The sequence below is a fragment of the Streptomyces sp. 3-6 genome (assembly GCF_056323165.1).
In genome coordinates, this window is the sequence record NZ_JBWHZP010000003.1 from 175,105 (window position 1) to 199,942 (window position 24,838).

At 74.3% G+C, this 24,838-nt stretch carries 24 protein-coding genes and 1 tRNA gene; 19 read left to right on the forward strand and 6 right to left on the reverse strand.

Annotated elements, in window-relative coordinates; genetic code table 11:
• Positions 1-309: 309 nt before the first annotated feature.
• A complete protein-coding gene (locus AC02VZ_RS06860; RefSeq protein WP_476474830.1) occupies positions 310-924 on the reverse strand; it encodes a 5-formyltetrahydrofolate cyclo-ligase in 615 nt (204 codons plus the stop codon).
• A gap of 92 nt (positions 925-1,016) precedes the next feature.
• On the opposite strand from AC02VZ_RS06860, the gene galU reads away from it, so the two are divergent.
• The 8 genes from galU (at position 1,017) to AC02VZ_RS06900 (ending at position 7,400) form a co-directional block, all read left to right on the forward strand.
• The gene (gene galU / locus AC02VZ_RS06865; RefSeq protein ID WP_432058406.1) at positions 1,017-1,928 is read left to right on the forward strand and encodes a UTP--glucose-1-phosphate uridylyltransferase GalU; all 912 of its coding nucleotides are present in this window, start codon (positions 1,017-1,019) and stop codon (positions 1,926-1,928) included.
• A complete protein-coding gene (glp, locus tag AC02VZ_RS06870) occupies positions 1,925-3,247 on the forward strand; it encodes a molybdotransferase-like divisome protein Glp (RefSeq protein ID WP_476474831.1) in 1,323 nt (440 codons plus the stop codon). Before galU ends, glp begins: the two co-directional genes overlap by 4 nt.
• 150 nt (positions 3,248-3,397) lie before the next feature.
• Entirely contained in the window at positions 3,398-3,910 is a 513-nt protein-coding gene (gene moaC, locus AC02VZ_RS06875; RefSeq protein ID WP_432058404.1) for a cyclic pyranopterin monophosphate synthase MoaC, read from the forward strand.
• A complete protein-coding gene (locus AC02VZ_RS06880) occupies positions 3,907-4,449 on the forward strand; it encodes a MogA/MoaB family molybdenum cofactor biosynthesis protein (RefSeq protein ID WP_476474832.1) in 543 nt (180 codons plus the stop codon). Before moaC ends, AC02VZ_RS06880 begins: the two co-directional genes overlap by 4 nt.
• Positions 4,450-4,466: 17 nt before the next feature.
• Positions 4,467-5,150, forward strand: coding sequence for a GNAT family N-acetyltransferase (locus AC02VZ_RS06885; RefSeq protein WP_476474833.1), 684 nt, complete (start codon positions 4,467-4,469; stop codon positions 5,148-5,150).
• Positions 5,151-5,322: 172 nt separating this feature from the next.
• Entirely contained in the window at positions 5,323-6,723 is a 1,401-nt protein-coding gene (gene sepX / locus AC02VZ_RS06890; protein WP_476474834.1) for a divisome protein SepX/GlpR, read from the forward strand.
• An 82-nt stretch (positions 6,724-6,805) separates the two neighbouring features.
• Positions 6,806-6,879 (forward strand) — tRNA-Ala (locus tag AC02VZ_RS06895).
• Between the two features lie 221 nt (positions 6,880-7,100).
• A complete protein-coding gene (locus AC02VZ_RS06900; protein WP_476474835.1) occupies positions 7,101-7,400 on the forward strand; it encodes a putative quinol monooxygenase in 300 nt (99 codons plus the stop codon).
• 132 nt (positions 7,401-7,532) lie between these two features.
• Here AC02VZ_RS06900 and AC02VZ_RS06905 read toward each other — a convergent pair whose 3' ends face one another.
• Entirely contained in the window at positions 7,533-7,889 is a 357-nt protein-coding gene (locus tag AC02VZ_RS06905; protein ID WP_432058399.1) for a hypothetical protein, read from the reverse strand.
• Positions 7,886-8,374 (reverse strand): GNAT family N-acetyltransferase, encoded by a 489-nt coding sequence (locus AC02VZ_RS06910; protein WP_432058398.1) that lies wholly within the window; start codon positions 8,372-8,374, stop codon positions 7,886-7,888. Before AC02VZ_RS06910 ends, AC02VZ_RS06905 begins: the two co-directional genes overlap by 4 nt.
• Before the next feature lie 91 nt (positions 8,375-8,465).
• On the opposite strand from AC02VZ_RS06910, the gene AC02VZ_RS06915 reads away from it, so the two are divergent.
• Positions 8,466-9,269 (forward strand): exodeoxyribonuclease III, encoded by an 804-nt coding sequence (locus tag AC02VZ_RS06915; protein WP_432058397.1) that lies wholly within the window; start codon positions 8,466-8,468, stop codon positions 9,267-9,269.
• 151 nt (positions 9,270-9,420) lie between these two features.
• Here the strand turns inward: AC02VZ_RS06915 and AC02VZ_RS06920 are convergent, their stop codons facing one another.
• Positions 9,421-10,074 (reverse strand): MerR family transcriptional regulator, encoded by a 654-nt coding sequence (locus tag AC02VZ_RS06920; protein ID WP_432058419.1) that lies wholly within the window; start codon positions 10,072-10,074, stop codon positions 9,421-9,423.
• Positions 10,075-10,385: 311 nt separating this feature from the next.
• Here AC02VZ_RS06920 and AC02VZ_RS06925 point away from each other — a divergent pair, with 311 nt between their 5' ends.
• The 4 genes from AC02VZ_RS06925 to AC02VZ_RS06940 all read left to right on the forward strand — a co-directional run bounded on the left by AC02VZ_RS06925 (position 10,386) and on the right by AC02VZ_RS06940 (position 14,212).
• A complete protein-coding gene (locus tag AC02VZ_RS06925; RefSeq protein WP_476474836.1) occupies positions 10,386-11,972 on the forward strand; it encodes a flavin-containing monooxygenase in 1,587 nt (528 codons plus the stop codon).
• Complete coding sequence (locus tag AC02VZ_RS06930) at positions 11,969-13,075, forward strand: alpha/beta fold hydrolase (RefSeq protein WP_476474837.1); 1,107 nt, start codon at positions 11,969-11,971, stop codon at positions 13,073-13,075. Before AC02VZ_RS06925 ends, AC02VZ_RS06930 begins: the two co-directional genes overlap by 4 nt.
• Complete coding sequence (locus tag AC02VZ_RS06935) at positions 13,072-13,956, forward strand: SDR family oxidoreductase (RefSeq protein WP_476474838.1); 885 nt, start codon at positions 13,072-13,074, stop codon at positions 13,954-13,956. Before AC02VZ_RS06930 ends, AC02VZ_RS06935 begins: the two co-directional genes overlap by 4 nt.
• A gap of 76 nt (positions 13,957-14,032) precedes the next feature.
• Positions 14,033-14,212: a hypothetical protein gene (locus tag AC02VZ_RS06940; protein WP_362100718.1), complete on the forward strand. Its 180-nt coding sequence runs from the start codon at positions 14,033-14,035 to the stop codon at positions 14,210-14,212.
• Between the two features lie 135 nt (positions 14,213-14,347).
• Here AC02VZ_RS06940 and AC02VZ_RS06945 read toward each other — a convergent pair whose 3' ends face one another.
• A complete protein-coding gene (locus AC02VZ_RS06945) occupies positions 14,348-17,644 on the reverse strand; it encodes a S41 family peptidase (protein ID WP_476474839.1) in 3,297 nt (1,098 codons plus the stop codon).
• 213 nt (positions 17,645-17,857) lie between these two features.
• Between AC02VZ_RS06945 and AC02VZ_RS06950 the strand changes: the two genes are divergently transcribed.
• The 5 genes from AC02VZ_RS06950 (at position 17,858) to AC02VZ_RS06970 (ending at position 22,703) form a co-directional block, all read left to right on the forward strand.
• The gene (locus tag AC02VZ_RS06950) at positions 17,858-18,457 is read left to right on the forward strand and encodes a TetR/AcrR family transcriptional regulator (RefSeq protein ID WP_432058392.1); all 600 of its coding nucleotides are present in this window, start codon (positions 17,858-17,860) and stop codon (positions 18,455-18,457) included.
• Between the two features lie 134 nt (positions 18,458-18,591).
• A complete protein-coding gene (locus AC02VZ_RS06955; RefSeq protein ID WP_476474840.1) occupies positions 18,592-20,805 on the forward strand; it encodes an MMPL family transporter in 2,214 nt (737 codons plus the stop codon).
• A gap of 157 nt (positions 20,806-20,962) precedes the next feature.
• The gene (locus AC02VZ_RS06960; RefSeq protein ID WP_476474841.1) at positions 20,963-21,484 is read left to right on the forward strand and encodes a YbaK/EbsC family protein; all 522 of its coding nucleotides are present in this window, start codon (positions 20,963-20,965) and stop codon (positions 21,482-21,484) included.
• Complete coding sequence (locus tag AC02VZ_RS06965) at positions 21,481-22,326, forward strand: EamA family transporter (RefSeq protein WP_476474842.1); 846 nt, start codon at positions 21,481-21,483, stop codon at positions 22,324-22,326. Before AC02VZ_RS06960 ends, AC02VZ_RS06965 begins: the two co-directional genes overlap by 4 nt.
• 101 nt (positions 22,327-22,427) lie before the next feature.
• A complete protein-coding gene (locus tag AC02VZ_RS06970; RefSeq protein ID WP_432058812.1) occupies positions 22,428-22,703 on the forward strand; it encodes a DUF1876 domain-containing protein in 276 nt (91 codons plus the stop codon).
• Positions 22,704-22,769: 66 nt separating this feature from the next.
• Here AC02VZ_RS06970 and AC02VZ_RS06975 read toward each other — a convergent pair whose 3' ends face one another.
• A complete protein-coding gene (locus AC02VZ_RS06975; RefSeq protein ID WP_432058824.1) occupies positions 22,770-23,930 on the reverse strand; it encodes a serine hydrolase domain-containing protein in 1,161 nt (386 codons plus the stop codon).
• A gap of 350 nt (positions 23,931-24,280) precedes the next feature.
• Here AC02VZ_RS06975 and AC02VZ_RS06980 point away from each other — a divergent pair, with 350 nt between their 5' ends.
• Positions 24,281-24,643, forward strand: coding sequence for an SsgA family sporulation/cell division regulator (locus AC02VZ_RS06980; RefSeq protein ID WP_432058813.1), 363 nt, complete (start codon positions 24,281-24,283; stop codon positions 24,641-24,643).
• Positions 24,644-24,838: the final 195 nt, after the last annotated feature.

Below are 24,838 nucleotides of genomic sequence, written 5' to 3' on the forward strand. Positions count from 1 at the left end.
GCCGACCGCCGACCGCCGGCCTCCGCATCCCGACACCCTTCACGGGTGCGGGCCGGACCCACCTGGCCTGCTCCGCTCACCGCCCCGACCGACGAAGCCCCGGGCCGAGCCGGCGCCGACCGCCCCGACGCGCCCCACCGTCGTCCTGCCGCGCCGCTCCCCACCCCGCGCCCCACCCCCCGCCCCGCGCCAACGGCCCCGACGCGCCCCACCGTTGTCCGGCCCCGCGCCGCGCCGTCGCCGCGCCCCGGGGCCCCGCAGCGGGCGCCACCGTGCGCGTCCTCGCCCACACCGCCCCCACTCCCGCCCTCAGCCGAAGCGCCGTACCCCCGACGGCGTCACCGCCGCGCGCACCGGGCGGTCGTGCGGCTCCTCGGGCACCCGGGGGACCACCTCACCGTCGTACAGCAGCACCACGAGCGCCGGACGGGCGCCGGCGCGTTCCAGGCGGGCGAGGACCCGGTCGTAGGAGCCGCCGCCGCGGCCCAGCCGCATGCCGCGCGTGTCGACGGCGAGTCCCGGCAGCAGCACCACGTCCGCCTCGGTGACGGCGTCCGCGCCGAGGCGGTCGCCCGCCGGTTCGAGCAGGGTCATGCGTCCGCCGTGCCGGACCGGCGCCAGGGAGTCCGGTCCCTCGTAGCGGCCCCAGTCCAGGTCGTTGTCGGGCAGGAGCGCGGGGAGCAGCACGCGCACGCCCCGCGCGCGCAGCGCGTCGAGCAGCGCGAGCGTCCCCGGCTCGCTCCCGACGGAGACGTACGCGGCCACGGTGCGCGCCTGCTCCAGTTCCCGCAGGCCGAGGGCCTGCCGGGCGAGCGCGGACGCCGACACCCGGAGGTCATCGGCCGTCAACCCGTTCCTCGCCGTGAGGATGTCCCGTCGTAGGGAGCGTTTGTCAGGGTCGTTCGCGCGACGGTTGTATCTCAAGGTTGTCCCTGTCCTGTTCCAATATGTTCATATGAGCAGGAAGTAACCGGAGCTGCAGATTCCCCGCAAACGCACCGGATAGTGTGACCGCCATGTCTCAGTCACACCCTCGGATCAGCAAGGCTGTCATCCCGGCAGCAGGCCTCGGCACCCGGTTCCTGCCGGCCACCAAGGCCACTCCCAAGGAGATGCTCCCGGTCGTCGACAAGCCGGCGATCCAGTACGTGGTCGAAGAGGCCGTCACCGCGGGCCTCGACGACGTCCTCATGGTCACGGGCCGCAACAAGCGCCCCCTGGAGGACCACTTCGACCGCAACTACGAACTGGAGTCCGCCCTGGAGAAGAAGGGCGACGCCGACCGCCTGGCCAAGGTCCAGGAGTCCAGCGACCTGGCGACCATGCACTACGTCCGCCAGGGCGACCCCAAGGGTCTGGGACACGCCGTGCTGTGCGCCGCCCCGCACGTGGGCGACGAGCCCTTCGCCGTCCTCCTCGGCGACGACCTGATCGACCCGCGCGACCCCCTGCTCCAGCGCATGATCGACGTGCAGGCGCAGCACGGCGGGAGCGTCATCGCCCTGATGGAGGTGGCGCCCGAGCAGATCCACCTCTACGGCTCCGCCGCCGTCGAGGCCACCGCCGACGCCGACGTGGTCCGGGTCAGCGGTCTGGTCGAGAAGCCCGACGCCGCCGACGCGCCGTCCAACTTCGCCATCATCGGCCGCTACGTGCTCGACCCGGCCGTCTTCGAGATACTGCGCAAGACCGAGCCCGGCCGCGGCGGCGAGATCCAGCTCACCGACGCCCTCCAGCAGCTCGCGGCGGACGAAGGGGTCGGCGGCCCGGTGCACGGCGTCGTCTTCCGGGGACGCCGCTATGACACCGGCGACCGCGGCGACTACCTGCGTGCCATCGTCCGACTCGCGTGCGAACGTGAGGACCTGGGCCCGGACTTCCGGACCTGGCTCCGCCGTTTCGTCACCGAGGAGATGCAGCAACGTTGAGCACTGCCGCGCCCCGCACCGCAGGCCCGGACCACCTCTGGTCGGTGGACGAGCACCTGGACGACATCCTCACCACCGTCCGGCCGCTCGAACCCATCGAGCTGCACCTCCTCGACGCCCAGGGCTGCGTCCTGGTCGAGGACGTCACGGTGCCGGTGTCCCTGCCCCCGTTCGACAACAGCTCCATGGACGGGTACGCGGTGCGGGTCGCGGACGTCGCCGGCGCGAGCGAGGAGTACCCGGCGGCCCTGGAGGTCGTCGGTGACGTCGCCGCCGGCCAGGCCGACCTGATCCACGTCGGCCCCGGCCAGGCCGCCCGCATCATGACCGGGGCGCCGCTCCCGCCGGGCGCGGAGACCGTCGTCCCCGTCGAGTGGACCGACGGCGGGCTCGGCGGCGGCCCCGCCACCGGGATGCGGGCCCGCAGCCTCGCCCCCGAGGGCGCCGCGGGGCAGGTCCGCGTCCACCGGGCGGCCCCGGCCGGAGCCCACGTGCGCACCCGGGGCAGCGACGTCAAGGCCGGGGACCGGGCCCTGACCGCCGGCACCGTGCTCGGCCCGCCCCAGATCTCCCTGCTCGCGGCCATCGGCCGGGGCACCGTCCGGGTGCGCCCGCGCCCGCGCGTGGTCGTGCTCTCCACCGGCAGCGAACTCGTCCAGCCCGGCGAGGAGCTGAGCCCCGGGCAGATCTACGACTCCAACAGCTTCGCCCTCACCGCCGCCGCGCGGGACGCCGGAGCCATCGCCTACCGGGTGGGGGCCGTCACCGACGACGCGGCCATGCTGCGGGACACCATCGAGGACCAGCTGGTGCGGGCCGACCTCATGGTCACCACCGGCGGCGTGAGCGTGGGCGCGTACGACGTGGTCAAGGAAGCCCTGTCGTCCGTCGCCGACGAGGACGAACCGGGCAGCGGCATCGACTTCCGCCGGCTCGCCATGCAGCCCGGCAAGCCGCAGGGCTTCGGCTCCATCGGCCCCGACCACACCCCGCTGCTCGCGCTCCCCGGCAACCCGGTCTCCTCCTACGTCTCCTTCGAGCTGTTCGTCCGCCCCGCCATCCGCACCCTGATGGGCCTCACCGACGTGCACCGGCCCCGGACGAGCGCGACCCTCACCGCCGACCGCCCCCTGACCTCGCCCAAGGGCCGCCGCCAGTTCCTGCGCGGCCGCTACGCCGACGGCGCCGTGACCCCGGTCGGCGGCGCCGGATCGCACCTGGTGGCCGCGCTGGCCCGGGCCAACGCGCTGATCGTCGTCCCCGAGGACGTCGAAGCCCTCGAACCGGGCACCACGGCCGAGGTGGTGCTGCTCGGCTGACGGCCGGGACCGGGAGGGTGCCGCCTGGCCGATCGCCGCGGCCCGGGGGCTCCTGCTCGGCCGGCCGTCCCGGGTTGGCGGTACCGTGTCGCGCACAGCAGGCCCGTGCGCCGCACCGCGACGGGCCCGGACCGGGAGCGCCACACGATCATGACCGTGCCTTCCCGGGGGGACACCCCCGGACCCTCCGAGCAGCGCCGTCTGACGCACATCGACGAGGCGGGCGCCGCCCGCATGGTCGACGTGTCCGGCAAGGACGTCACCGCCCGCACCGCCCGCGCCACCGGCCGCGTCCTCGTCTCGCCGCGCGTGGTCGAGCTGCTGCGCGGGGAGGGCGTCCCGAAGGGGGACGCCCTGGCCACCGCGCGCATCGCGGGCATCATGGGCGCCAAACGCACCCCCGACCTGATCCCGCTCTGCCACCCCCTGTCGGTGTCCGGTGTGACACTGGACCTGTCGGTCGCGGACGACGCCGTCCGGATCGCGGCGACGGTGAGGACGACGGACCGCACGGGCGTCGAGATGGAGGCGCTCACCGCGGTCTCCGTCGCCGCGCTCACCGTGATCGACATGGTCAAGGCGGTCGACAAGGAGGCGGTCATCACGGACGTGCGGGTCGAGGAGAAGACGGGCGGCACGTCCGGCGACTGGAGCAGGGCATGACCCCCGGCGCACCGGCCGGCGACACGGCGCCCGCGCCGTACCGGGCGCTGGTCGTCACCGCCTCCAACCGGGCCGCCTCCGGCGTCTACGAGGACCGGGGCGGGCCGCTGATCGCCGACGGCCTGCGCCGCCTCGGCTTCACCGTCGACGGCCCGCAGGTCGTCCCCGACGGCGACCCGGTGGAGGCCGCGCTGCGTGCCGCCGCCGACACCGGCTACGACGTCGTCGTGACCACCGGCGGCACCGGCATCTCGCCCACCGACCGCACCCCCGAGGCCACCCGGCGGGTCATCGACCGCGAGGTGCCCGGCATCGCGGAGGCCGTCCGCGCGTACGGCCGGGAGAAGGTGCCGACGGCCGCGCTCTCCCGCGGGCTCGCGGGCGTCGCCGGCCGCACGCTGATCGTCAACCTGCCCGGGTCCACCGGCGGGGTGAAGGACGGCCTCGCCGTCCTGGAGCCCCTGCTGCGGCACGCCGTCGACCAGCTGCGCGGTGGTGACCACGAGCGCCCCGACGCCCGGAGCGGGGGTGCGCGCTGAACCGCCCCGCCTGGCCCGTGGAGCTGGTGGACGGCGACGTCGTCCTCCGGCCGATAAAGCTGCGCGACCAGCGGGCCTGGCGTGAGGTCAACCGGCGCAACCGGGACTGGCTGCGGCCCTGGGAGGCGACCATCCCGCCGCCCACGCCCTCCGGTCCCGTCGTCCACCGGCCGACCTACCGTCAGATGGTCCGGCACCTGCGGACCGAGGCGAACGCCGGGCGCATGCTGCCCTTCGTCATCGAGTACCAGGGCCGCCTGGCGGGCCAGTTGACCGTCGCCGGCATCACCTGGGGCTCCATGTGCTCCGGGCACGTGGGGTACTGGGTGGACGAGGCCGTGGCGGGGCGCGGCGTGATGCCGACGGCCGTGGCGATGGCCGCCGACCACTGTTTCCGCACCGTCGGCCTGCACCGTCTGGAGATCTGCATTCGGCCGGAGAACGGACCGAGCCGCCGGGTCGTGGAAAAGCTCGGATTCCGTGAGGAGGGACTGCGCCCCCGTTATCTGCACATCGACGGTGCCTGGCGCGACCACCTCGTCTTCGCCCTCACCGCGGAGGAGGTCCCCGAGGGCCTGCTGGCGCGTTGGCGCCGGTCACGGGAGCGGCAGGAGAGGCCGGAGGGCGGGTCAGGAGGATCCGAGGCCGGCGCGGAGAGCGGCAGACACCGTCCCGGCATCCGGTACCACCCCGGTAATTGAATAAATGTTCGAATTTGATCGAGTGGTGACAGCCTCGCGGCTCAGAATTCCCGGGTCGAGCGGTCCGCTGATCGCATCGGTCACAAGAAAAGTTCGAAATATCAGCCAGATCGTGCGACACACCGGCTCAATTGGCGGATGGCCCCGCGTAAACCCCTCTACCGTGTGAGGCGTGAGCAGCAGCGGCCTCATCTACGCAGTCATCGTCGGGGCCTGGGCCGCCTACTTGGTGCCGATGTGGCTCCGTAGGCAGGACGAGCTGAACGAGGCCCGTCCGACGGAGCGCTTCAGCACCGCCATCCGATTGCTGTCCGGACGGGCGGGCATGGAGCGCCGGTACGCCAAGGACCGGGCGCGCTCCTCCGACGAGGAGGAGCAGCACGTCCACGACCCGGACGCGATCACCGACTCGGTGGACGTCCGGGCCTTCGCCGTGTCCAGGACCCGCCCGCAGACCCGGGTGACCTTCCCGGAACCGGCCGCGCGGCCTCCGCACGCGTACGCGGACGGCACCGGCCACGAGAACGCGGAAGACGCGGCGGACCGGGCGGACGAGGCGGACCGGGCGGACGGCCACGGCCGACGCCGGCCGGCCCCCGGCGCGCACCCCGGACTCGTCCCGCCCGCCCGCCGGGAGAGCCGGGAGGGCCCGGCGAGCCACGCGGGCGGGACGGACCACCCGGACCGCCCCACCCACGACGACCCGCACGATCACGACCGTCCGGCCGACGCCACCCGCGCCGCCCAGGACGCCAGCCGCGCCGCCCAGGCGGCCCAGCGCGCCCGGCGGGCCCAGGCGGCGCAGGCCGCCGCGCGCGCCCGGCGCTCGAAGGTGCTCGCACGCCGTCGCCGCACCACCACGGTGCTCTTCCTCGCCTTCACCCTCGGCGCGATCGTCGCCGCCGTGGGCGGGCTGGCCTTCCTGTGGGCGCCCGGCATCCCCGCCGTGCTGCTCAGCGCGTACATCGCCCACCTGCGGTCCCAGGAACGCCGCCGGTTCGCCTACCAGATGGACCGCCGCCAGGCCGAGGCCGCCGCGCAGCGGCTGCGCGAGCGCGAGCCCCGGCCGCGCCGCCGCCCCACCCCCGCCGAGGCCGACCCCGACGAACCGGAAGGACCGGAGGCGGGCGCCGAGACCGACCCGGGTCTCTCCGCCCTGGCGGCCGACCGGCGCGCGCTCGTCGAGCAGACCGACCACGCCGAGTGGGTCGACCAGCAGCGCGAGCGGCAGCGGCTCCCGGGCCAGGGCAGCGACAGCTGGGACCCGGTCCCCGTCCCGCTCCCCACCTACGTCACCGCGCCCGTCGCCCCGCGCGCCACCAGCGACGTGGACCTCGGCGCCCCGGACACCTGGAGCTCGGCCCGCTCCAGCGCCGTCGCCCCCGGCCCGCAGGAGACCCCGGCCGCCGCCGAACCCGACGAGGCCGAGACCGACGCCGACGAGCGGCCCGACGGCGACGGCCGCACCGACGCCCGTCGCGCCGCCTCGGCGCGCCGCGCCCGCGAGCGCGGCCGCACCCCGCTCTTCGACCAGTACGAGGACGGCGAGCGGCCCCGAGCCGCCAACGAGTAGGCCCGGCCCCCGGCGTCCGCGGCCCACCGGCAACGGATTTCCGAGCAGCCGGATCGGGGTGCTAAAGTTTCACTCGTTGCAAGGGCCTGTGGCGCAGTCCGGTAGCGCACCTCGTTCGCATCGAGGGGGCCAGGGGTTCAAATCCCCTCAGGTCCACGCAGCTCGAAGCCCCGGCCGGGATCTCCCGGCCGGGGCTTCGACATGTCGTACGGCGGCGAAGTGCGGTGACCAGCTCCCGATCCTGCGGGCCGGGATGCCGGCCGGCGTGCCCGGCGCCCGGCGGGTGGGACTGTCTTTACCCGTCGCCGTCGCCGTCGTCGCCGCGAGGGCACGGTGCGGGTGGTCCGGTCACGGCCGGCACGGAGCGAGGAGTGGTGATGTTCGACCTCGTGGTCATCGTGCGCGTTCTTGAGCCCGACGACGTCGCCCCCGTCGCCGACGCGTTGGCCCGGATGCGTCCGCTGTGTCTCGCGGAGGACGGCTGCGTCAGCTGGGAGGCGTACCAGTCGGAGGCGGATCCCGCACGGTTCGTCCTGGTCGAGCGCTGGGCGAGTCGGGAGCACTGGGAGGCCCACGACGCCGGAGAGGCGATTCAGGGGATCTACCTGCCCGAGATTCTGCCGCGCGTCGAGCGTGAGGTGCACCCGAGCGCGCCCGTACGGCGCCGGGACCGGTGATCCGGCGGGGCAAAGGGCCCTGACCCGGTGCGCGTTGGCCGACCGAGCCGGCCCCCTCGGCCGCCCGGGAGGCCCTCGGGTCGCACGGGCGCTGCATCCGCGGCCCCCTCCCGCCCCCGGCCCCACCCCGTCTCAGTCGAGCCGCTGCCCCATCCGCGCCGACCGCCGGTCGTGGGCCCTGGTGTCCCACCACTCCTCCAGCAAGGCCCGGACCAGGTGGACCAGTTGGGCCAGGCGGGCCGGGTCCGGGGACGGGGAGGTGAGGACGTCCGTGACGGAGCGGTCGGACAGGGGAAGGGTGAACGCCCAGCGCTCGCACGGCCGGTCGGGCCGGTCGAGGCGGTCCACGGTGAGGTGGTAGGTCAGCACCGGGTGACCGTCCGGCGGGTGGGTGACCGTCAGGGCGTCGACGCCGAACCGGGTGCTGCCGTCACCGGTGGTGTACGAGCGGGCGAGGGCGCGCTCGGCCGGAGGCCGGGCCGCCGTCACGTGGGGGACTGCAGGGCTTTGGCGTAGCAGCGGCTCTCCTGGTGGAACCGGTAGTAGCCGAACGGCTCGCAGGGCTCGTAGCCGCTGGAGGTGTACAGGGCGATGGCCTCCGGCTGCTTGGTGCCGGTCTCCAGGACCATGCGGACGCGGCCGGCGGCGCGGGCGTCGGCCTCCAGGGCGGCCAGCACGCGGCGGGCCAGGCCGCGCCCGCGCATGGACTCGATCACGTACATGCGCTTGAGTTCCGCGTCGCCGTCCCGGTTGCCCTCGCCGTTGGCGTCCTGCACGCGCCAGCCGCCGGAGGCGACGGGGACGCCGTCGTCGTCGTAGACGATCAGGTAGGTGCCGTTCGGGGGTGTGAAGTCCGCCGGGTCCATGGGGGTGGCGTCGCCGCCGTCGCCGTAGCGGATGTCGTATTCGGCCTGTACCTCGGCGTCCAGCTTCACGGCGTCGGGGTGGTCGTAGGGGACTGGGCGGATGTTCATGTCGAGCACGGTAAAACACGACCCGGGGTGAGCGGCAGCAGGAATTCGGTCCGGAATTGGACCTTGTCCAGGGTAGCGGTATCGTGCCCGGGTGCTCACTGTGACCTCTGTCAACGTCAATGGTCTGCGTGCCGCCGCGAAGAAGGGCTTCGTGGAGTGGCTGGCCGGGACCTCCGCCGATGTGGTGTGCCTGCAGGAGGTGCGCGCGGAACCGCACCAGCTGCCCGAGCAGGTGCGGGAGCCCGAGGGGTGGCACGTCGTGCACGCGCCCGCGGCGGCGAAGGGACGGGCCGGGGTCTCGCTGTACACCCGGCGGGAGCCGGACCGGGTGCGGATCGGGTTCGGCTCGGCCGAGTTCGACGGCAGCGGGCGGTACGTCGAGGCGGACCTGCCCGGTGTGACCGTCGCCTCCCTGTACCTGCCCTCCGGCGAGGTCGGCACCGAGCGGCAGGAGGAGAAGCTGCGCTTCATGGGCGAGTTCCGCGCCCACCTCAAGGTGCTGCGGGAGCGGGCCGCGGCCGAGGGGCGCGAGGTCGTGGTGTGCGGCGACTGGAACATCGCCCACCAGCAGGCCGACCTGAAGAACTGGCGGGGCAACACCAAGAACTCGGGCTTCCTGCCCGAGGAACGGGAGTGGCTGTCCCGCGTCCTCGACCCGGACGACGGCGGGTACGTCGACGTCGTGCGGGCGCTGCACCCGGACGTCGACGGGCCGTACTCGTGGTGGTCGTACCGGGGGCGGGCGTTCGACAACGACAGCGGCTGGCGCATCGACTACCAGATGGCGACCCCCGGGCTCGCCGGCCGTGCGCTCAAGGCGTACGTGGAGCGGGCCGCCACGCACGCCGAGCGCTGGTCGGACCACGCGCCGGTGACCGTGGTCTACGGGGCCTGACGTTCCCCGGTGACCGTGGTCCACGGCGCCGGAGGGTTCCCGGTGACCGTGGTCCACGGCGCCGGAGGCTGCCCGGTGACCGTGGTCTACGGGGCCTGACGCCCCCGGTGACCGTGGTCTACGGGGCCTGACGTCCCCCGGTGGCCATGCTCTACGGCGCCGGAGGCTGCCCGGTCCCGCCGGTCCCCGGCTGCTTGCGCCGCCGCCGGTCGAGCGCCAGGGAGAGTTCCGAGTCGACGACGCTGCGGGCCAGCGGGCGCAGGCGGTCCAGGGCCTCCTCGGGGGCGTGGCGCTGGACGAGGTCGGCGAAGAGGTCGGCCAGGGCGTCGGCGTGGGTGCGGACCACCGCGGCGGCGTGCAGGACCTCGGCCAGCGGGATGCCCTCGCGGACCAGGGCGGAGGAGACGTCCAGCAGGCGGCGGCTGATGTGGACGATCTCCTGGCCGTCGGTGCCCAGGTAGCCCAGTTCCAGGGCGGCCGCCAGGTTCTCCGGGGTGACCTGTCCGGCGAAGCGGTCGGCGAGTTCCTCGGGGGTGAGACGGACCGGGGTCTCCTCGGTGGGGGCGCCCACGCCGAGGAGTTCGCCGACGTCCCGGCCGTGGTCGAAGGCCTCGGCGAGTTCGGCTATGCCGTTGAGGGTGTGGCCGCGTTCCAGCAGGGCCGTGATGGTGCGCAGGCGGGCCAGGTGGTGGTCGTCGTACCAGGCGATGCGGCCCTCGCGGCGGGGCGGCGGGATCAGCTTGCGTTCGCGGTAGAAGCGCAGGGTGCGCACGGTGATGCCCGCCAGCCGGGCCAGCTCCTCCATGCGGTACTCGCGCCGCTCCTCGTGCCCTGCGCGCCGTCCATGCCCCTCGCGCCCCTCCTCGCGCCCCTCGGGCCGGTCGTGTTCCGCGTTCCGCCCGTGCTCCTCGCGCCGCTCACCGGATGCCGTGCCGTCTTCTGCCACATCAGCAGCCTAGGTCCTGATCCCACCCGGCGGCCCGCCCGAGGGAGCGTTCCCCTACCGGCGGTAACTTTCCCTCTCCGCCCCCTACCCATCAGTACGGGTCTGCCCTACGCTCCCCATTGCGCCAGTGTTCACTGGCAGGGTTCTGAGCGATGCGTGGAGGCTTCGGGATGGCCGAGCACGAGCATGTACGGGTCGCGGTGGTCGGGTCGGGGTTCGGCGGCCTGGGGGCCGCCGTGCGGCTGCGGCGCGAGGGGATCACCGACTTCGTCGTCCTGGAGCGGGCGGGCAGCGTCGGCGGCACCTGGCGCGACAACAGTTACCCCGGCTGTGCCTGCGACGTGCCGTCGCACCTGTACTCCTTCTCCTTCGCGCCCAACCCCGACTGGCCCCGCTCCTTCTCCGGCCAGGAGCACATCCGTGCCTACCTGGAGCACGTGACCGACGCGTTCGGCCTGCGCCCCCACCTCCGCTTCGACTCGGAGGTGAAGCGGATGGTGTGGGACGCCGAGCGGCTGCGCTGGGACATCGAGACCAGCAGCGGCAGCCTCAGCGCCGACGTCGTCGTCTCCGCCACCGGACCCCTGTCCGAGCCCAAGGTCCCGGACATCCCCGGGCTCGACACCTTCCCCGGCAAGGTGTTCCACTCCGCCCGCTGGGACCACGACTACGACCTGCGCGGCAAGCGGGTCGCGATGGTCGGCACCGGGGCCTCCGCCATCCAGATCGTGCCCTCGATCCAGCCGCTGGTCTCCCGGCTCACCCTCTTCCAGCGCACCCCCGCCTGGGTGCTGCCCCGCGTCGACCGGCCGATCGGCGCCGCCGAGCGGGCCCTGCACCGCACGCTGCCCTTCACCACGCAGCTGCGGCGCGGACTGCTCTGGGGTGTACGGGAGCTGCAGGTGCAGGCGTTCACCAAGCACCCCGGCCAGCTCGGCTTCGTGGAGCAGCTGGCCAAGCGCAACATGGGCCGCGCCATCAAGGATCCGGCCCTGCGCGCCAAGCTCACCCCCGACTACCGCATCGGGTGCAAGCGGATCCTGCTGTCGAGCACCTACTACCCGGCGCTCGCCGAGCCCAACGTCGACGTCGTCGCGAGCGGGCTGCGGGAGGTGCGCGGCTCCACCGTGGTCGCCGCCGACGGGAGCGAGGCCGAGGTCGACGCGATCGTGTTCGGCACCGGCTTCCACGTCACCGACATGCCCATCGCCGAACGGGTCGTCGGCGCCGAGGGGAAGACCCTCGCCGAGACCTGGAAGGGCGGCATGCAGGCGCTGCGCGGCGCGGCGGCGGCCGGCTTCCCCAACTGGATGACGATCATCGGGCCGAACACCGGGCTCGGGAACTCCTCCATGATCCTGATGATCGAGTCCCAGCTGAACTACCTGGCCGACTACCTGCGCCAGCTCGACGTCCTGGGCGGCCGGGTCGCCCTCGACGCCCGGCCCAGCGCGGTGCGCGCCTGGAACCACCGGGTGCAGGAGCGGATGAAGCGCACGGTGTGGAACACCGGCGGCTGCACCAGCTGGTACCTCGACGCGAGCGGCCGCAACACCACCATCTGGCCGGGCACCACCGGCGAGTTCCGCCGCGAGACCCGGCGGGTCGACCTCGCCGAGTACGCGGTGCTGCGGGCCTCCGCCACGGCGTCCGCCGCCCCGGCCGGAGCGTCCACGGCGTCCGCCGCCGGCCCGGCCGGAACCTCCGACGCGTCCGGTGGCTCCCGCGCCGACGGCGCCACGGAGGTGGACGCGTGAGCCGGCCCGCGCACGTCACGGCCGGGCCGTACGCCCCGCCCGCCCCCGTCCGGGAACTGACCGTCGTCTCCGCCGACGGCTCCCGGCTGCACGTCGAGACGCACGGGCCCGACGGGGCGCCCGCGGTCGTCCTGGCCCACGGCTGGACCTGCTCCACCGCCTTCTGGGCGGCGCAGGTCCGCGCCCTCGCCGCCGACCACCGGGTCGTCGTCTACGACCAGCGCGGTCACGGCCGCAGCCCGGCGAGTGCCACCTGCAGCGCCGACGCGCTCGCCGACGACCTGGAGGCCGTGCTCACCGCGACCCTCGCACCCGGCGAACGGGCCGTCGTCGCCGGGCACTCCATGGGCGCGATGACCGTCCTGGCCGCCGCCTCCCGGCCCGCGCTCGCCGCCCACGCGGCGGCCGTCCTGCTGTGCAGCACGGGCAGTGCGCGCCTGGTCGCCGAGTCGACCGTGCTGCCCCTGCGTCCCGGCCGGCTGCGGACCGCGCTGACCCGGCGCGTCCTCGGCTCCCGGCTGCCGCTCGGCCCGGTGACGCCGATGGCCCGCCGCATCCTCAAGTACGGGACGATGGGCCCCGGTTCGGCGCCCGACATGGTCGACGCCTGCGCCCGCGTCGTGCACGCCTGCCCCCGGCAGGTGCGGCACGCCTGGTCCCACGTCCTCGACCTGCTCGACCTCGACGACCGCGTACCGGAGTTGAGGGTGCCGGCGGAGGTGCTCGTGGGCCGTGCCGACCGGCTCACCCCGCCCGTGCACGCCCGGTCGCTGGCCGCCGCGCTGCCGCACTGCCTCGGGGTCACCGAACTGCCCGGCATCGGCCACATGACGCCGGTCGAGGCGCCGGACGTGGTCACCGGGATGATCCGCGCCCTGGTGGCCGCCCACCTGACCGCCGGTCCACCGGCCGCCGAGGCCCAGGCCCCGGCGGCGACGGCGCACCCGGCGACGGCGGTCCAGGGGACGGCGGTCCCGGTCACGGCCGAACGGCCGTCCGCGGCGGAGAGGTCGGAGGCCTCGCCCGCCCCCGCCGCCCCCGCCGTACCCGCCCCCCGTACCGCACCCACCGCATCCGCAGCACCAGTGGAGGACACCGCATGAGCAGGGTCAGTCTCGAAGGACGGGTCGCCGTCGTCACCGGAGCGGCGCGCGGCGTGGGCGAGTTGCTGGCCCGCAAGCTGTCCGCGCGCGGGGTGCGGGTGGCGCTGGTCGGCCTGGAGCCGGACGCGCTCAAGGACGTCTCCTCCCGCCTGCACAGCGACAGCGACCACTGGTACGCCGACGTCACCGACCAGGAGGCGATGACCCGGGTGGCGGCCGAGGTGAGGGAACGGTTCGGCCGGGTCGACATCGTGGTCGCCAACGCCGGTGTGGCGACGGGTGGTCCGTTCGCCGACTCCGACCCGGAGGCCTGGCGGCGGGTGATCGAGGTCAACCTCATCGGCTCGGCGGTCACCGCCCGCGCCTTCCTGCCGCTGCTGACCGAGTCCCGCGGCTACCTGCTCCAGATCGCCTCCCTCGCCGCGATCACCCCGGCGCCCATGATGTCGGCCTACTGCGCCTCCAAGTCCGGTGTGGAGGCGTACGCGCACAGCCTGCGCGCCGAGGTCGGGCACCGCGGGGTGAAGGTCGGCGTGGCGTACCTGTCGTGGACGGACACCGACATGGTGCGCGGGGCCGATCAGGAGGACGTCATGCGGGAGTTGCGGCAGCGGCTGCCGTGGCCGACGAACAAGACGTACCCGCTCGGCCCCGCCGTCGACCGGATCGTGGCCGGGATCGAGCGCCGTTCCGCGCACGTCTACGGGCAGTGGTGGCTGTGCGGGATGCAGGGCGTGCGCGGCTACCTGCCCGGAGTGATCGGGACCGTCGGCCGGCGGGAGATGCGGCGCTTCGCGGACCGGCTCGACGGGATGCGGACGGGGCTGGTCGGAGCGGGCGGCAGCGCCGACGAACAGCACCGTGTCACGCAGCGTAGGTGATCGACATGCGCAGGGTCACCGCCCGTGTGAATCTGGTCGGGCCAGATCCCCTCACCCCCCACGGGAGTGAACCCACATGGGTATGAAGGACCAGTTCCAGGAGAAGTCCGAGCAGTTCCAGCAGCAGGCCAAGCAGAAGGCCCAGCAGGGCAAGGAGCAGCTGCAGAACCGCGGTCGTCGCCGTGAGGACGACATGGACAACCCGCGCCGCCGGCAGGAGCCCGAGGAGCGGATGGACCGCGACCGCGAGGTCTGACGGACCGCGCGAGGCGGAGTGACGCGGGAAGGGGCGCCCCGAGGGAGGCGCCCCTTCTCCGTGTGCCCGGACGGGACGTCACCGTCCACCGCGGCCGGGGCGGGTGCTTCCCGCGCCCCGGCGGCTCGTGCTCCGTCACGCCCTCGGCGGCAGCTTCGGCCGGGAGCGGTCCGGCAGGTCGCGGCGGGCGGGGGGTGTGGCCGGCGGCTCGGACTCCAGGAGTTCCAGGGCCAGTCGGACGGCGTCGTCGAGCTGGGCGTACCGGCCCTCCGCCCAGTCCAGCGGGGTGCGCAGCGCCTCCAGGTCGGGCGCGACGCCGTGGTTCTCCACCGACCAGCCGTAGGCGTCGAACCAGGCCGCGTTCATCGGCACCGTGATCACCGTGCCGTCGCCGAGCCGGTGCCGTCCGGTCATGCCGACGACCCCGCCCCAGGTGCGCTGGCCGACCACCGGGCCGAGCCGCAGCAGCTTGAACGCGGCGGTGATCATGTCGCCGTCGGAGCTGGTCGCCTCGTCGGCGAGGGCCACCACCGGCCCGCGCGGCGCGTTGGAGGCGTACGACACCGGCTGGGCGTCGCGGGTGAGGTCCCAGCCGAGGATGGTGCGGGTCAGCTTCTCCACGACGAGTTCGCTGATGTGGCCGCCGGCGTTGCCGCGCACGTCCACGATGAGGGCCGGCCGGGACACCTCCATGCGCAGGTCGCGGTTGAACTGGGCCCAGCCGGAGCCGCCCATGTCGGGGATGTGCAGGTAGCCGCACCGGCCGTCGCTCAACTCCCGCACGACCTGGCGGCGTTTGGTGACCCAGTCCTGGTAGCGCAGCGGCCGTTCGTCGACCAGCGGGACCACGGCGACCCGGCGCGGGGGCCCTTCGCCCCCGGCGGGCGCGAAGGTCAGCTCCACGGTGGTGCCGCCGGCGCCCGCGAGCAGCGGGAAGGGGCCGGTCACCGGGTCCACGGGGCGGCCGTCGACGTGGGTGAGGACCGCGCCCTCGCGGATGCCGGTCCCGGCCAGCGGGGAGCGGGCGCGGGAGTCGGAGGCGTCGCCGGGCAGGATCCGCCGGACCGTCCAGCCCTTCTCGCGCGGCACCAGGTTGGCGCCCAGCAGGCCCTGGCGGCGCTGGTAGTGCGGGGGGCCCTCGTTGCGCCGGGCGGCGGTCACGTAGGCGTGGGAGGTGCCGAGTTCGCCGAGCACCTCGCGCAGCAGGTCGGCGAAGTCGTCGGGGGAGGCGACCCGTTCGACCAGGGGCCGGTACTGCGCCAGGACGGCGTCCCAGTCGATGCCGCACATCCCCGGGTCCCAGAAGTAGGCGCGGATCAGCCGCCCGGCCTCCTCGTACGCCTGCCGCCACTCCGCCGCCGGGTCGACCTGGTGCAGGATGCGGCGGGCGTCGATCCACACGGTGGAGTCGCTGTCGCCGGGTTCGGTGGCGGGCACCGCGCGCAGGTCGCCCTCGTCGGCCACGACCAGCCGGGTGCCGTCGCCGCTGACCGCGAACACGTCGAGGTGGTCGACGAGTTCGGTCCTGCGGGCCTTGCCGATGTCGAAGTGCTCCAGGGTGGGACGGCCGCTGGTGTCGTCCGGGTTGGCGAACGTCTCGCCGAGCGCCCCGGAGATCGGCCAGCGCAGCCACACCAGCCCGCACCCGGCGACCGGGTGCAGTGCCGAGTACTTGGACGCGGCCACCGGGAAGGGGGTGACCCGGCTCTCCAGCCCCTCGGTCTCCACGGTCACGGTGCCGTTCTCGCCCTCCGCCGCGTCCTCGCGCTCCACGGGGTCCAGTCCGCCGGCGGCCGGGCGGCCCTCCGGGTTCAGCGCGAACGGTGAGGGGGTCGCCGAGGACAGCGGGACGAGGTAGGGGCGGCAGCCGAGCGGGAAGGACAGGTCGCCGGTGTGCACGTCGTAGACGGGGTCGAAGCCGCGCCAGGACAGGAAGGCCAGGTAGCGGCCGTCCCGGGTGAACACCGGACTCTCGTCCTCGAAGCGGCCGTTGGTGACGTCGACGATCAGCCGGTCCGCGAGCCGGGCCAGTTTGATCTGCCGCAGCGACCGGCCGATGCCGGGGTGGGACCAGGTCAGCCACGCTCCGTCGGGGGAGAAGGCGAGGTCGCGCACCGGGCCGTTGAGGGAGCGGATCAGCTCGGTGACCCCTGCGCCGCCCCCACTGCCCTCACTGTCCTCAGCGTCCCCACTGCCCTCGCCGCCGTCCACGCCGGTGTTGAGCAGGAGCAGCCGTCCGTCGTGGGCGGCGACGGCGAGCCGCCCGCCCTCCGGGTCCGCGACGAGTTCCAGGACCCGGCCCAGCCGTCCCGCGGCGAGCCGCCGGACGGGACGCTGGCCGGTGGCCCGGGGCAGCGAGGCGATCTCGACGGCGTCCTCGCCCTCGGCGTCCGTCACGTAGGCGACCCGCCCGCTCGCGCCGAGCATCTCCGGGAGCCGAACCCGTACGCCCGGGGTGTCGGTGAGGGTGCGGGCGGGGCCGTCGCGGTGGGTGAGCCAGTACAGGCTGCCGCGGATCACCACGGCGCTGGCCCGGCCGGTCTCGTCGACGGAGAGGCCGTCCAGGTGCTGCGCGGCGGGCACCTGGTGGCGGCGGCGTCCGGCGCGCGGGCCGCTCAGACGTACGTCGAGGCGGTGCGGGACGGCGCCGGGGGACAGGTCGTCCACCATCCACAGGTCGCCGGCGCACTGGTAGACGATCCGGGTGCCGTCGCTCGCGGCGTGCCGGGCGTAGAAGGTGTCGTGGTCGGTGTGGCGGCGCAGGTCGGTGCCGTCGTGGGCGCAGGAGTAGAGGTTGCCGACGCCCTCGTGGTCGGAGAGGAAGGCGATCCGGCCGGCGACGAACAGGGGGGAGTGCAGGTGCCCGTCGACGCCGTCGAGGAGCCGGGTGCCGTGCAGCCACAGCCGGCCGGTGGCGCCGCCGCGGTAGCGCTTCCAGGAGGCGGGCTCGTGCGGCGGGGTGCCGGTGAGCAGCAGCGACCTGCGTTCGCCGTCGATCTCGGCGACCTGGATGTCGCTCACCGGTCCCCAGGGCAGCTTGCGGCCGGGGCTGCCGTCGCAGGGGAGCTTGTAGGCCCAGGTGAAGTAGGAGAACGGTTCGCCGTGCGAGGCGACGGCGAGGATCCCGGCGTTGCCGTCCTCGTCGGGCGGTTCCCAGCCGCAGACCCGGGTGTCGTCGCTGCCCCAGTAGGTCAGCCGGGTGCCGGGTCCGCCGTCCACCGGGATCACGTGCACCTCGGGGTCGAGGCTGTGCCAGCTGGTGTACGCGATGTGCCGGCCGTCCGGGGAGAAGCGCGGGTGGCCCAGCTTGGTGCGGTCCACGGTGAGCCGCCAGGCCCGGCCGGGCCGGTCCAGCGGGGCGATCCACAGGTCGTCCTCGGCCACGAAGCACAGCAGGTCGCCGTTGAGGTGCGGCAGGCGCAGGTAGGTCACCCTCCCCATGCTTTTCCGGGGGGTGGGCAGGAGCAAGTCGGCCGATCCGGGGCATTCGGGTGGGGGTGGTGATGACGCGCCGAGACGCGGAGGGGGGAGCCGTGACGGAGAACACGTACGAAACGGTCTCGTTTCCTTAAGGTCCGTTGTATCGTCGTCACGTGTACGAAACCGTGTCGTTCACACGGTGACAGGAACGGAAGGGGGAGCGGGATGACCGAGACGACGGCCCCGCGTCGCAGCCGGATCACGCCCGAGCGCGAGGCCGAGCTGTACGCGGCCGTGCTCGACCTGCTCCGTGAGGTCGGATACGACGCCCTCACCATGGACGCCGTCGCCGCCCGCACCCGGTCCAGCAAGGCCACGCTCTACCGCCAGTGGGGCGGCAAGCCCGAGCTGGTCGTGAGGGCGATGCGGGCGCAGAAGCCGGCGGGCCTGGCGGACGTCGACACCGGCTCCCTCCGGGGCGACCTGCACGCGATCCTCGCCCGCGAGGACGACTGCGCCATGGAACAGAACGCCGCCCTGATGCGGGCGCTGTCCATGGCCGTCCAGGCGAACGAGGACCTGCGCCAGGCGTTCAAGGAACTGCTGGTGGAGCCCGAGGTCGAGGAGTTCCGGCGGATCGTCCGGCGGGCGATCGACCGGGGTGAGATCAGATCCGACAACCCGGCCCTGTCGTACATGGTGCACATGATGGTCGGCGCGTTCGCCACGCGGACGCTCATCGACGACCTGCCCCCCACGCGGGAGTTCCTGGCCTCGTACATCGACGCCGTGGTCCTGCCCGCCCTCGGCGTCTCCCCACGCTGACCGGCGGTCGCCCAGGCCGCCGTCCCCTTCACTGACCGCACCCCCGGTCAGCCAGTACCTGACGCCTCCGCTCTCGTCGTCGGGCCGTACCTCCCTGCCCTGAAAGAACCACGACTGACCGGGAGACCCCCCTCGTGGCCACATTCCTCTATCGACTCGGTCGACTGTCCTTCCGGCGACGGCACTTCGTCGCCCTGATCTGGGTCGCCCTGCTCGCCCTCGCCGGCGTCGGCGCGGCCGGCGCGCCGGTGGCCGGGAACAGTTCGTTCTCCATCCCCGGCACCGAGGCCCAGAAGGCGTTCGACCTGCTCGAGGAACGCTTCCCCGGCACCAGTGCCGACGGAGCGACCGCACGCGTCGTCTTCAAGGCGCCCGACGGCGAGAAGGTGACCGACGCCGCCCACAAGGCGACCGTCGGGGACACCGTCGAGGAGCTGTCCGGCGGCTCCGAGGTCGCCCGCGTCACCGACCCCTACCAGGGCGGCGGCGTCAGCCAGGACGGCAGCGTCGCCTACACCTCGGTCACCTACAAGGTGTCCGGCATCGAGCTGGAGGACTCCTCCCGCGACGCCCTGCTGGCCGCCGCCGAGGACGCCCGCGACGCCGGACTGACCGTGGAGATCGGCGGTGACGCCCTCCAGGCGATCCCGGAGACCGGGGCCGCCGAGGTCATCGGCATCGGTGTCGCCGCGGTCGTCCTCGTCATCACCTTCGGCTCCCTGCTCGCGGCCGGACTGCCGCTGCTCACCGCGCTGATCGGCGTCGGCATCGGCGTCGCCGCCATCACCGCGCTGGCCGTCACCCTCGACCTGGGCTCCACCACGTCCATCCTGGCCACGATGATCGGCCTCGCGGTCGGCATCGACTACGCCCTGTTCATCGTCTCCCGCTACCGCGGCGAACTCGCCGACGGACGCGACCGCGAGGAGGCGGCCGGCCGGGCCGTCGGCACCGCGGGCTCCGCGGTCGTCTTCGCCGGCCTCACCGTGATCATCGCCCTGGTCGGCCTGTCCGTGGTCAACATCCCGATGCTGACCAAGATGGGTGTGGCCGCCGCCGGCACGGTCGCCATCGCCGTGCTGATCGCCCTCACCATGATCCCCGCCCTGCTCGGCTACGCCGGACGCCGGGTCCGCCCGGCCGGCGCCAAGAGCCGGCTGCTCGGCGGAGGCCGCTCGGACGACAAGCCGCAGCGCGAGAACATGGGCACCCGCTGGGCGCGGTTCGTGATCCGCCGGCCCGTCGCCGTGCTGCTGCTCGGCGTCGTCGGCCTCGGCGCCGCCGCCGTGCCCGCCGGCTCCCTGGAGCTGGGCCTGCCCGACGACGGCTCCCAGCCGACGTCCACCACCCAGCGCCGCGCCTACGACCTGCTCTCCGAGGGCTTCGGCCCCGGCTTCAACGGCCCGCTCGTGGTCGTGGTCGACGCCGAGGCCAGCGACGACGCCCAGGACGTCTTCGAGCAGACCGGCAAGCGGATCGAGGCACTCGACAACGTCGTGGCCGTGGCCCCCGCCGCCCCCAACAAGGCCGGCGACACCGCCACCATCACCGTCATCCCCGAGTCCAAGCCGTCCTCCGTGACCACCGAGGACCTGGTCCACGACATCCGGGACGCCGGGAAGGACCTGCGGTCCGACACCGACGCCGAGGTCCTGGTCACCGGCGCCACGGCGATGAACATCGACGTGTCGGAGAAGCTCAACGACGCCCTCGTGCCCTACCTGATCCTGGTCGTCGGCCTGGCCTTCCTCCTGCTGATCGTGGTCTTCCGCTCGATCCTCGTCCCGCTGAAGGCGGCCCTCGGCTTCCTGCTGTCGGTGATGGCCGCACTCGGCGCCGTCGTCGCGGTCTTCCAGTGGGGCTGGCTGTCCGGCCTGATGGGCGTGGAGGAGACCGGCCCGGTCATGTCGATGATGCCGATCTTCATGGTCGGCGTGGTCTTCGGCCTGGCCATGGACTACGAGGTCTTCCTCGTGACCCGCATGCGCGAGGCGTACGTCCACGGGGAGGAGCCCGGCCAGGCCGTCGTCACCGGCTTCCGGCACGGCGCCCGGGTGGTCACCGCCGCCGCGGTGATCATGATCGCGGTGTTCTCCGGTTTCATCGGCTCCACCGAGTCCATGGTCAAGATGATCGGCTTCGGCCTCGCGATCGCCGTCCTCTTCGACGCCTTCGTCGTCCGCATGGCGATCGTCCCGGCCGTCCTGGCCCTGCTCGGCAAGCGCGCCTGGTGGCTGCCGGCCTGGCTGGACCGGATCCTGCCCAACGTCGACGTCGAGGGCGACGGGCTGCGCACCGGCTCCGAGAAGGAGAAGGGCGACGAGGACCAGGAGCTGGTCAGGACCTGACCACCCCTCCGCGCGGCCGTCACGACGGCCGCCGCACACCAGCCGGTGAGGGTTCCCGTGGGGACGGGGGCGCCCTCACCGGCTCCCACCGGCCGGCGGGCCGGGCACGGCGACCCCCGGTCGCCCGCCCGGCCCGCCGGCCGCTACCGTGCCCGGCATGACCACCGACGCCACCGGCCCCGCCCCCGCCGGCTCCGTGGCCCACCCCCGCTTCGCGCAGGCGCTGCGGGACCGCGGCCTGGAGCAGCTGATCGGCGAGGTCCGCCGCTTCCCCGACGCCACCCGCACCGCCGCCGAGGCCGCGGCGGCCGTCGGGTGCGAACTGAGCCAGATCTGCAAGTCCCTGATCTTCGCCGCGGACGGCGTCCCCGTGCTCGTCCTCATGGACGGCGCCTCCCGCGTCGACCTCGACGCGGTACGGCGGGAACTCGGCGCGGGAAAGGTCACCCGCGCCACGGCGGACGCCGTCCGCGAGGCCACCGGCTACGCCATCGGCGGCGTCCCGCCCTTCGGCCACCGCACGTCCGGCACCCGCGTCCTCGCCGACCGCTCCCTCCTGGAGCACGACGTCGTCTGGGCGGCGGCCGGCACCCCGTACACCGTCTTCCCGATGGAACCCGAGACGCTCGTCGCCCACGCCGGCGGCACCCTGGTGGACGTGCGCGAGCGGACCGCGTGACGCCCCTGGTCGCGGCGGCCGTCCTGGTCGCCGCGGTCACCCACGCCGGCTGGAACGCCATCGCCCACCGCATCACCGACAAGCTGGTCGGCTTCGCCCTCATCTCCGGCGGCGGGCTGCTGATCGGCCTCGCGCTGCTGCCCTTCGTGCCCGTCCCGGCGGCCGGGGCCTGGCCGTGGCTGCTGGGCTCCGCCGTCCTCCACATCGTGTACTACGCGCTGCTGATGAAGTCCTTCGAACTCGGCGACTTCGGGCAGGCCTACCCCCTCGCGCGGGGCAGCGCGCCGCTGGTCGTCACCGTCCTCGCGGCCCTGTTCGCGCACGAGGTGCCCGACGGCTGGGCCGCCGCCGGCATCGCCCTGTCCTGCGCCGGGCTCACCGGCGTCGCCCTGTGGGGACTGCGCGGACACACCCCGGACCGGGCGGCGATCGGGGCGGCCCTGGCGACCGGCCTGGCCATCGCCCTCTACACGGTCGTCGACGGCCTCGGCGTCCGCGCCTCCGGCTCCTCCCTCGGCTACGTGACCTGGCTGATGACGGTCCAGGGCGCGGTCATCCCCGCGTACGCGCTGTGGCGGTGGCGCGGCTCCACCGCCGCCCGGCTGCGCCCGCACGCCGCCCTCGGACTCCTCGGCGCCGCGATGTCGGTCACCGCGTACGGCCTCGTCCTGTGGGCACAGACCCGCGCCCCCCTCGCCCCGGTGGCGGCGTTGCGGGAGTCGTCGATCCTGGCCGGCGCGGCCATCGCCGCCGTGGTCTTCAAGGAGCGTTTCGGGGCGCCGCGCATCGCCGCCGCCGCGCTGGTGGTGGCCGGGATCGGCCTGATGCTGCGGGCCGGGTAGTCCGGAGGCGGGGACGCGGTCCCGGGAACGCCCGGCGCGGGCGGGTGCGCGTGCCCGGTGGCGGGCGCACCCTGGAACTAGGGATTCCGGAGGTGATCGTCATGACGCACACCGTTGTCGGCTGGCATGTCGAGCTCGAGTTCAGCGAGGACGACCAGCACACCCGCGCGGTCGCGATGGTCCGGCTGCCCGACGGCTCGGAGGTCCGGGCGCGCGGCCACGCGATCCGGCACCACACGGACGCGAATCAGCCACGGGTGGGGGAGGAGATCGCCGGTGCCCGGGCGTTGAACGAGCTGGCGATGCAACTGCTGACCAAGGCGCACGGGGAGATCGACGAGGCGTCGGGACGCATCTCGCACCCGATCCACGTCTGACCCGCGACGCGTCGACGCGTCCGGCCGCCGTCCGCCGCCGCGGGACGGACGGCGGTCGCGCGGTGCTCAGGCGCCGAGGCAGGCGCGCAGCGCACGGATGAGGGACTGCGCCCTCGGGTCGGCGGTGACCGACCGGCGGAAGCCGTTGGTGACGTAGCCGAACGCGATGCCGGAGTCGGGGTCGGCGAAGCCGAGCGGGCCGCCGCGGCCGGGGTGGCCGAAGGAGCCGGGGCCGAGGAGCGGCGAGGCGCTGCCGTGCAGCATGAAGCCGAGGCCGAAGCGGGTGCCGACGAGGAGCACGCGGTCGAGGCCCGCCGACTCCTCCGTGCGGGCCCGGTCGACCGTGGCCGGTCCGAGGAGGCGGGTCCCCTCGACGGGACCGATCAGCGCGGCGTGGAAGCGGGCCAGCCCGTCCGCCGTGGCGATGCCGTTGGCGGCGGGCAGGACGGCCGCGTGGAAGGCCGGGTCGTTCTGGTCGGGGGACGGGGTGACGGCGGCGAAGGCCCGGCGGGTGAGGGAGGACGGGTCGGCGTGGGCCGCGGTCACCGCCGGCTTCGGGCGGGCGCGGAGCCCACCGGCCGGTTCGGGTCCCTCGATCCGGCCGACCCGGCCCACCCGGTGGGCCTGTGCCGCGGGCAGCCCCACCCAGAGGTCCGCGCCGAGCGGGCCGGCGATCTCGGCGGCGACCCACCGGCCGGTGTCCCCGCCGGTCACCCGCCGGACCAGGGCGTCGGCCAGCCAGCCGTAGGTCAGCGCGTGGTAGCCGTGGTCGGTGCCCGGCTCCCAGGCGGGTGCCTGCGCGGCCAGGGCCTCGTCGGCCCGGAACGGGTCGGACGCCTCGTCCGGGGTGAGGGGCCGGTCCAGGACCGGGAGACCGGCCCGGTGGTTCAGCACGTGCCGGACGAGGACGCCCTCCTTGCCGTGGGCCTTGAACTCCGGCCAGTAGTGGGCGACCGGGGCGTCCAGGTCCAGGGCACCGCGTTCGTGCAGCATCAGCAGGACGGCCGCGGCGACGCCCTTGGTCGCCGAGCGCACCACCTGGGCCGTGTCCCGCTGCCGGGGAACCGTCCCGTCGACGTCCTTCGTCCCGGCCCACAGGTCGACGATCCGGTGCCCGTCGCGGTACACGGCGAGCGCGGCGCCCCGTTCCCCCAGCGCGGTGACGTTGCGGGCGAACGCCTCGGCGACCCGCTCGAAGCCCTCGGCCACCGTGCCGTGCACGTCCACACCCGCGCCCGGGTCCCGTTCCGCGTCCACGTCCGACGTCCCTTCGCTCACCTGTGACAGTGGGTGCAACGGCCGCCGCCCGCCTGCGATTCCAGGGCCGGCGCCGTCCCCCGCGATCGTTACGTCGCCGTTGCCCCGGAGCCGGGCCCGATGTGCACGGCCCGTGCACGGCCCCCCGGCGCTGCCCCCTCACGCACCGGGCCGGGACCCCGAGCGGGGCGGGCCGCAACCGGAGGGGGACGGAACGGGACCGGGCGGGCATATTCCACTCTTTGGTGGGACAGTGGACGGGGGTGGGTACACGGGTTCACACGGCACAGCTGAGGAACCGCACGGCGAAAGGGCCCACGATGTCCGTAGTCGAGCAGTACGCGCGAGCCCAGATCGTCACGGACGCGGACCCCCTGCTGGGCGACCGCGGTGCCGTCCCCGTGGTGCTCAGGTACGACCCCGCGACCGACCCCCGTTCCGTCCGCGTGGTGCTCCCGGGGTCCGGGCCGCGCGAGTTCGTGGTGCCCCGGGACCTGTTGGAGCAGGGTCTGCGGATGCCGGTGAGCCACGGCGAGGTGCAGGTGTGGCCCTGCGGGCGGGTGCAGACCGTGGTCGAGTTCCACACCGCGCGCGGGGTGTCGGTGGTGCAGTTCGAGAACAAGGTCCTGGCCCGGTTCCTGCACCGCACGCGCGCCACCGCGGCGGAACCGGTCCCGCACTGAGCCACGAGGGCCGACGCCGCGAGGCGCCATGAGGTCCGACGCCACGAGGGCCGACGCCACGAGGGCCGGCAGCTGTGCCCGGCTGCCCCGCGGCAGCCCGCCAGAACCCGTCAGAACCCTTCAGAACCCGCGAGACTCCGCGGGAGGGAAGGGGGCGGCCGAACACCGCGCCGGGCGGCGAGCGGCGGGACATGC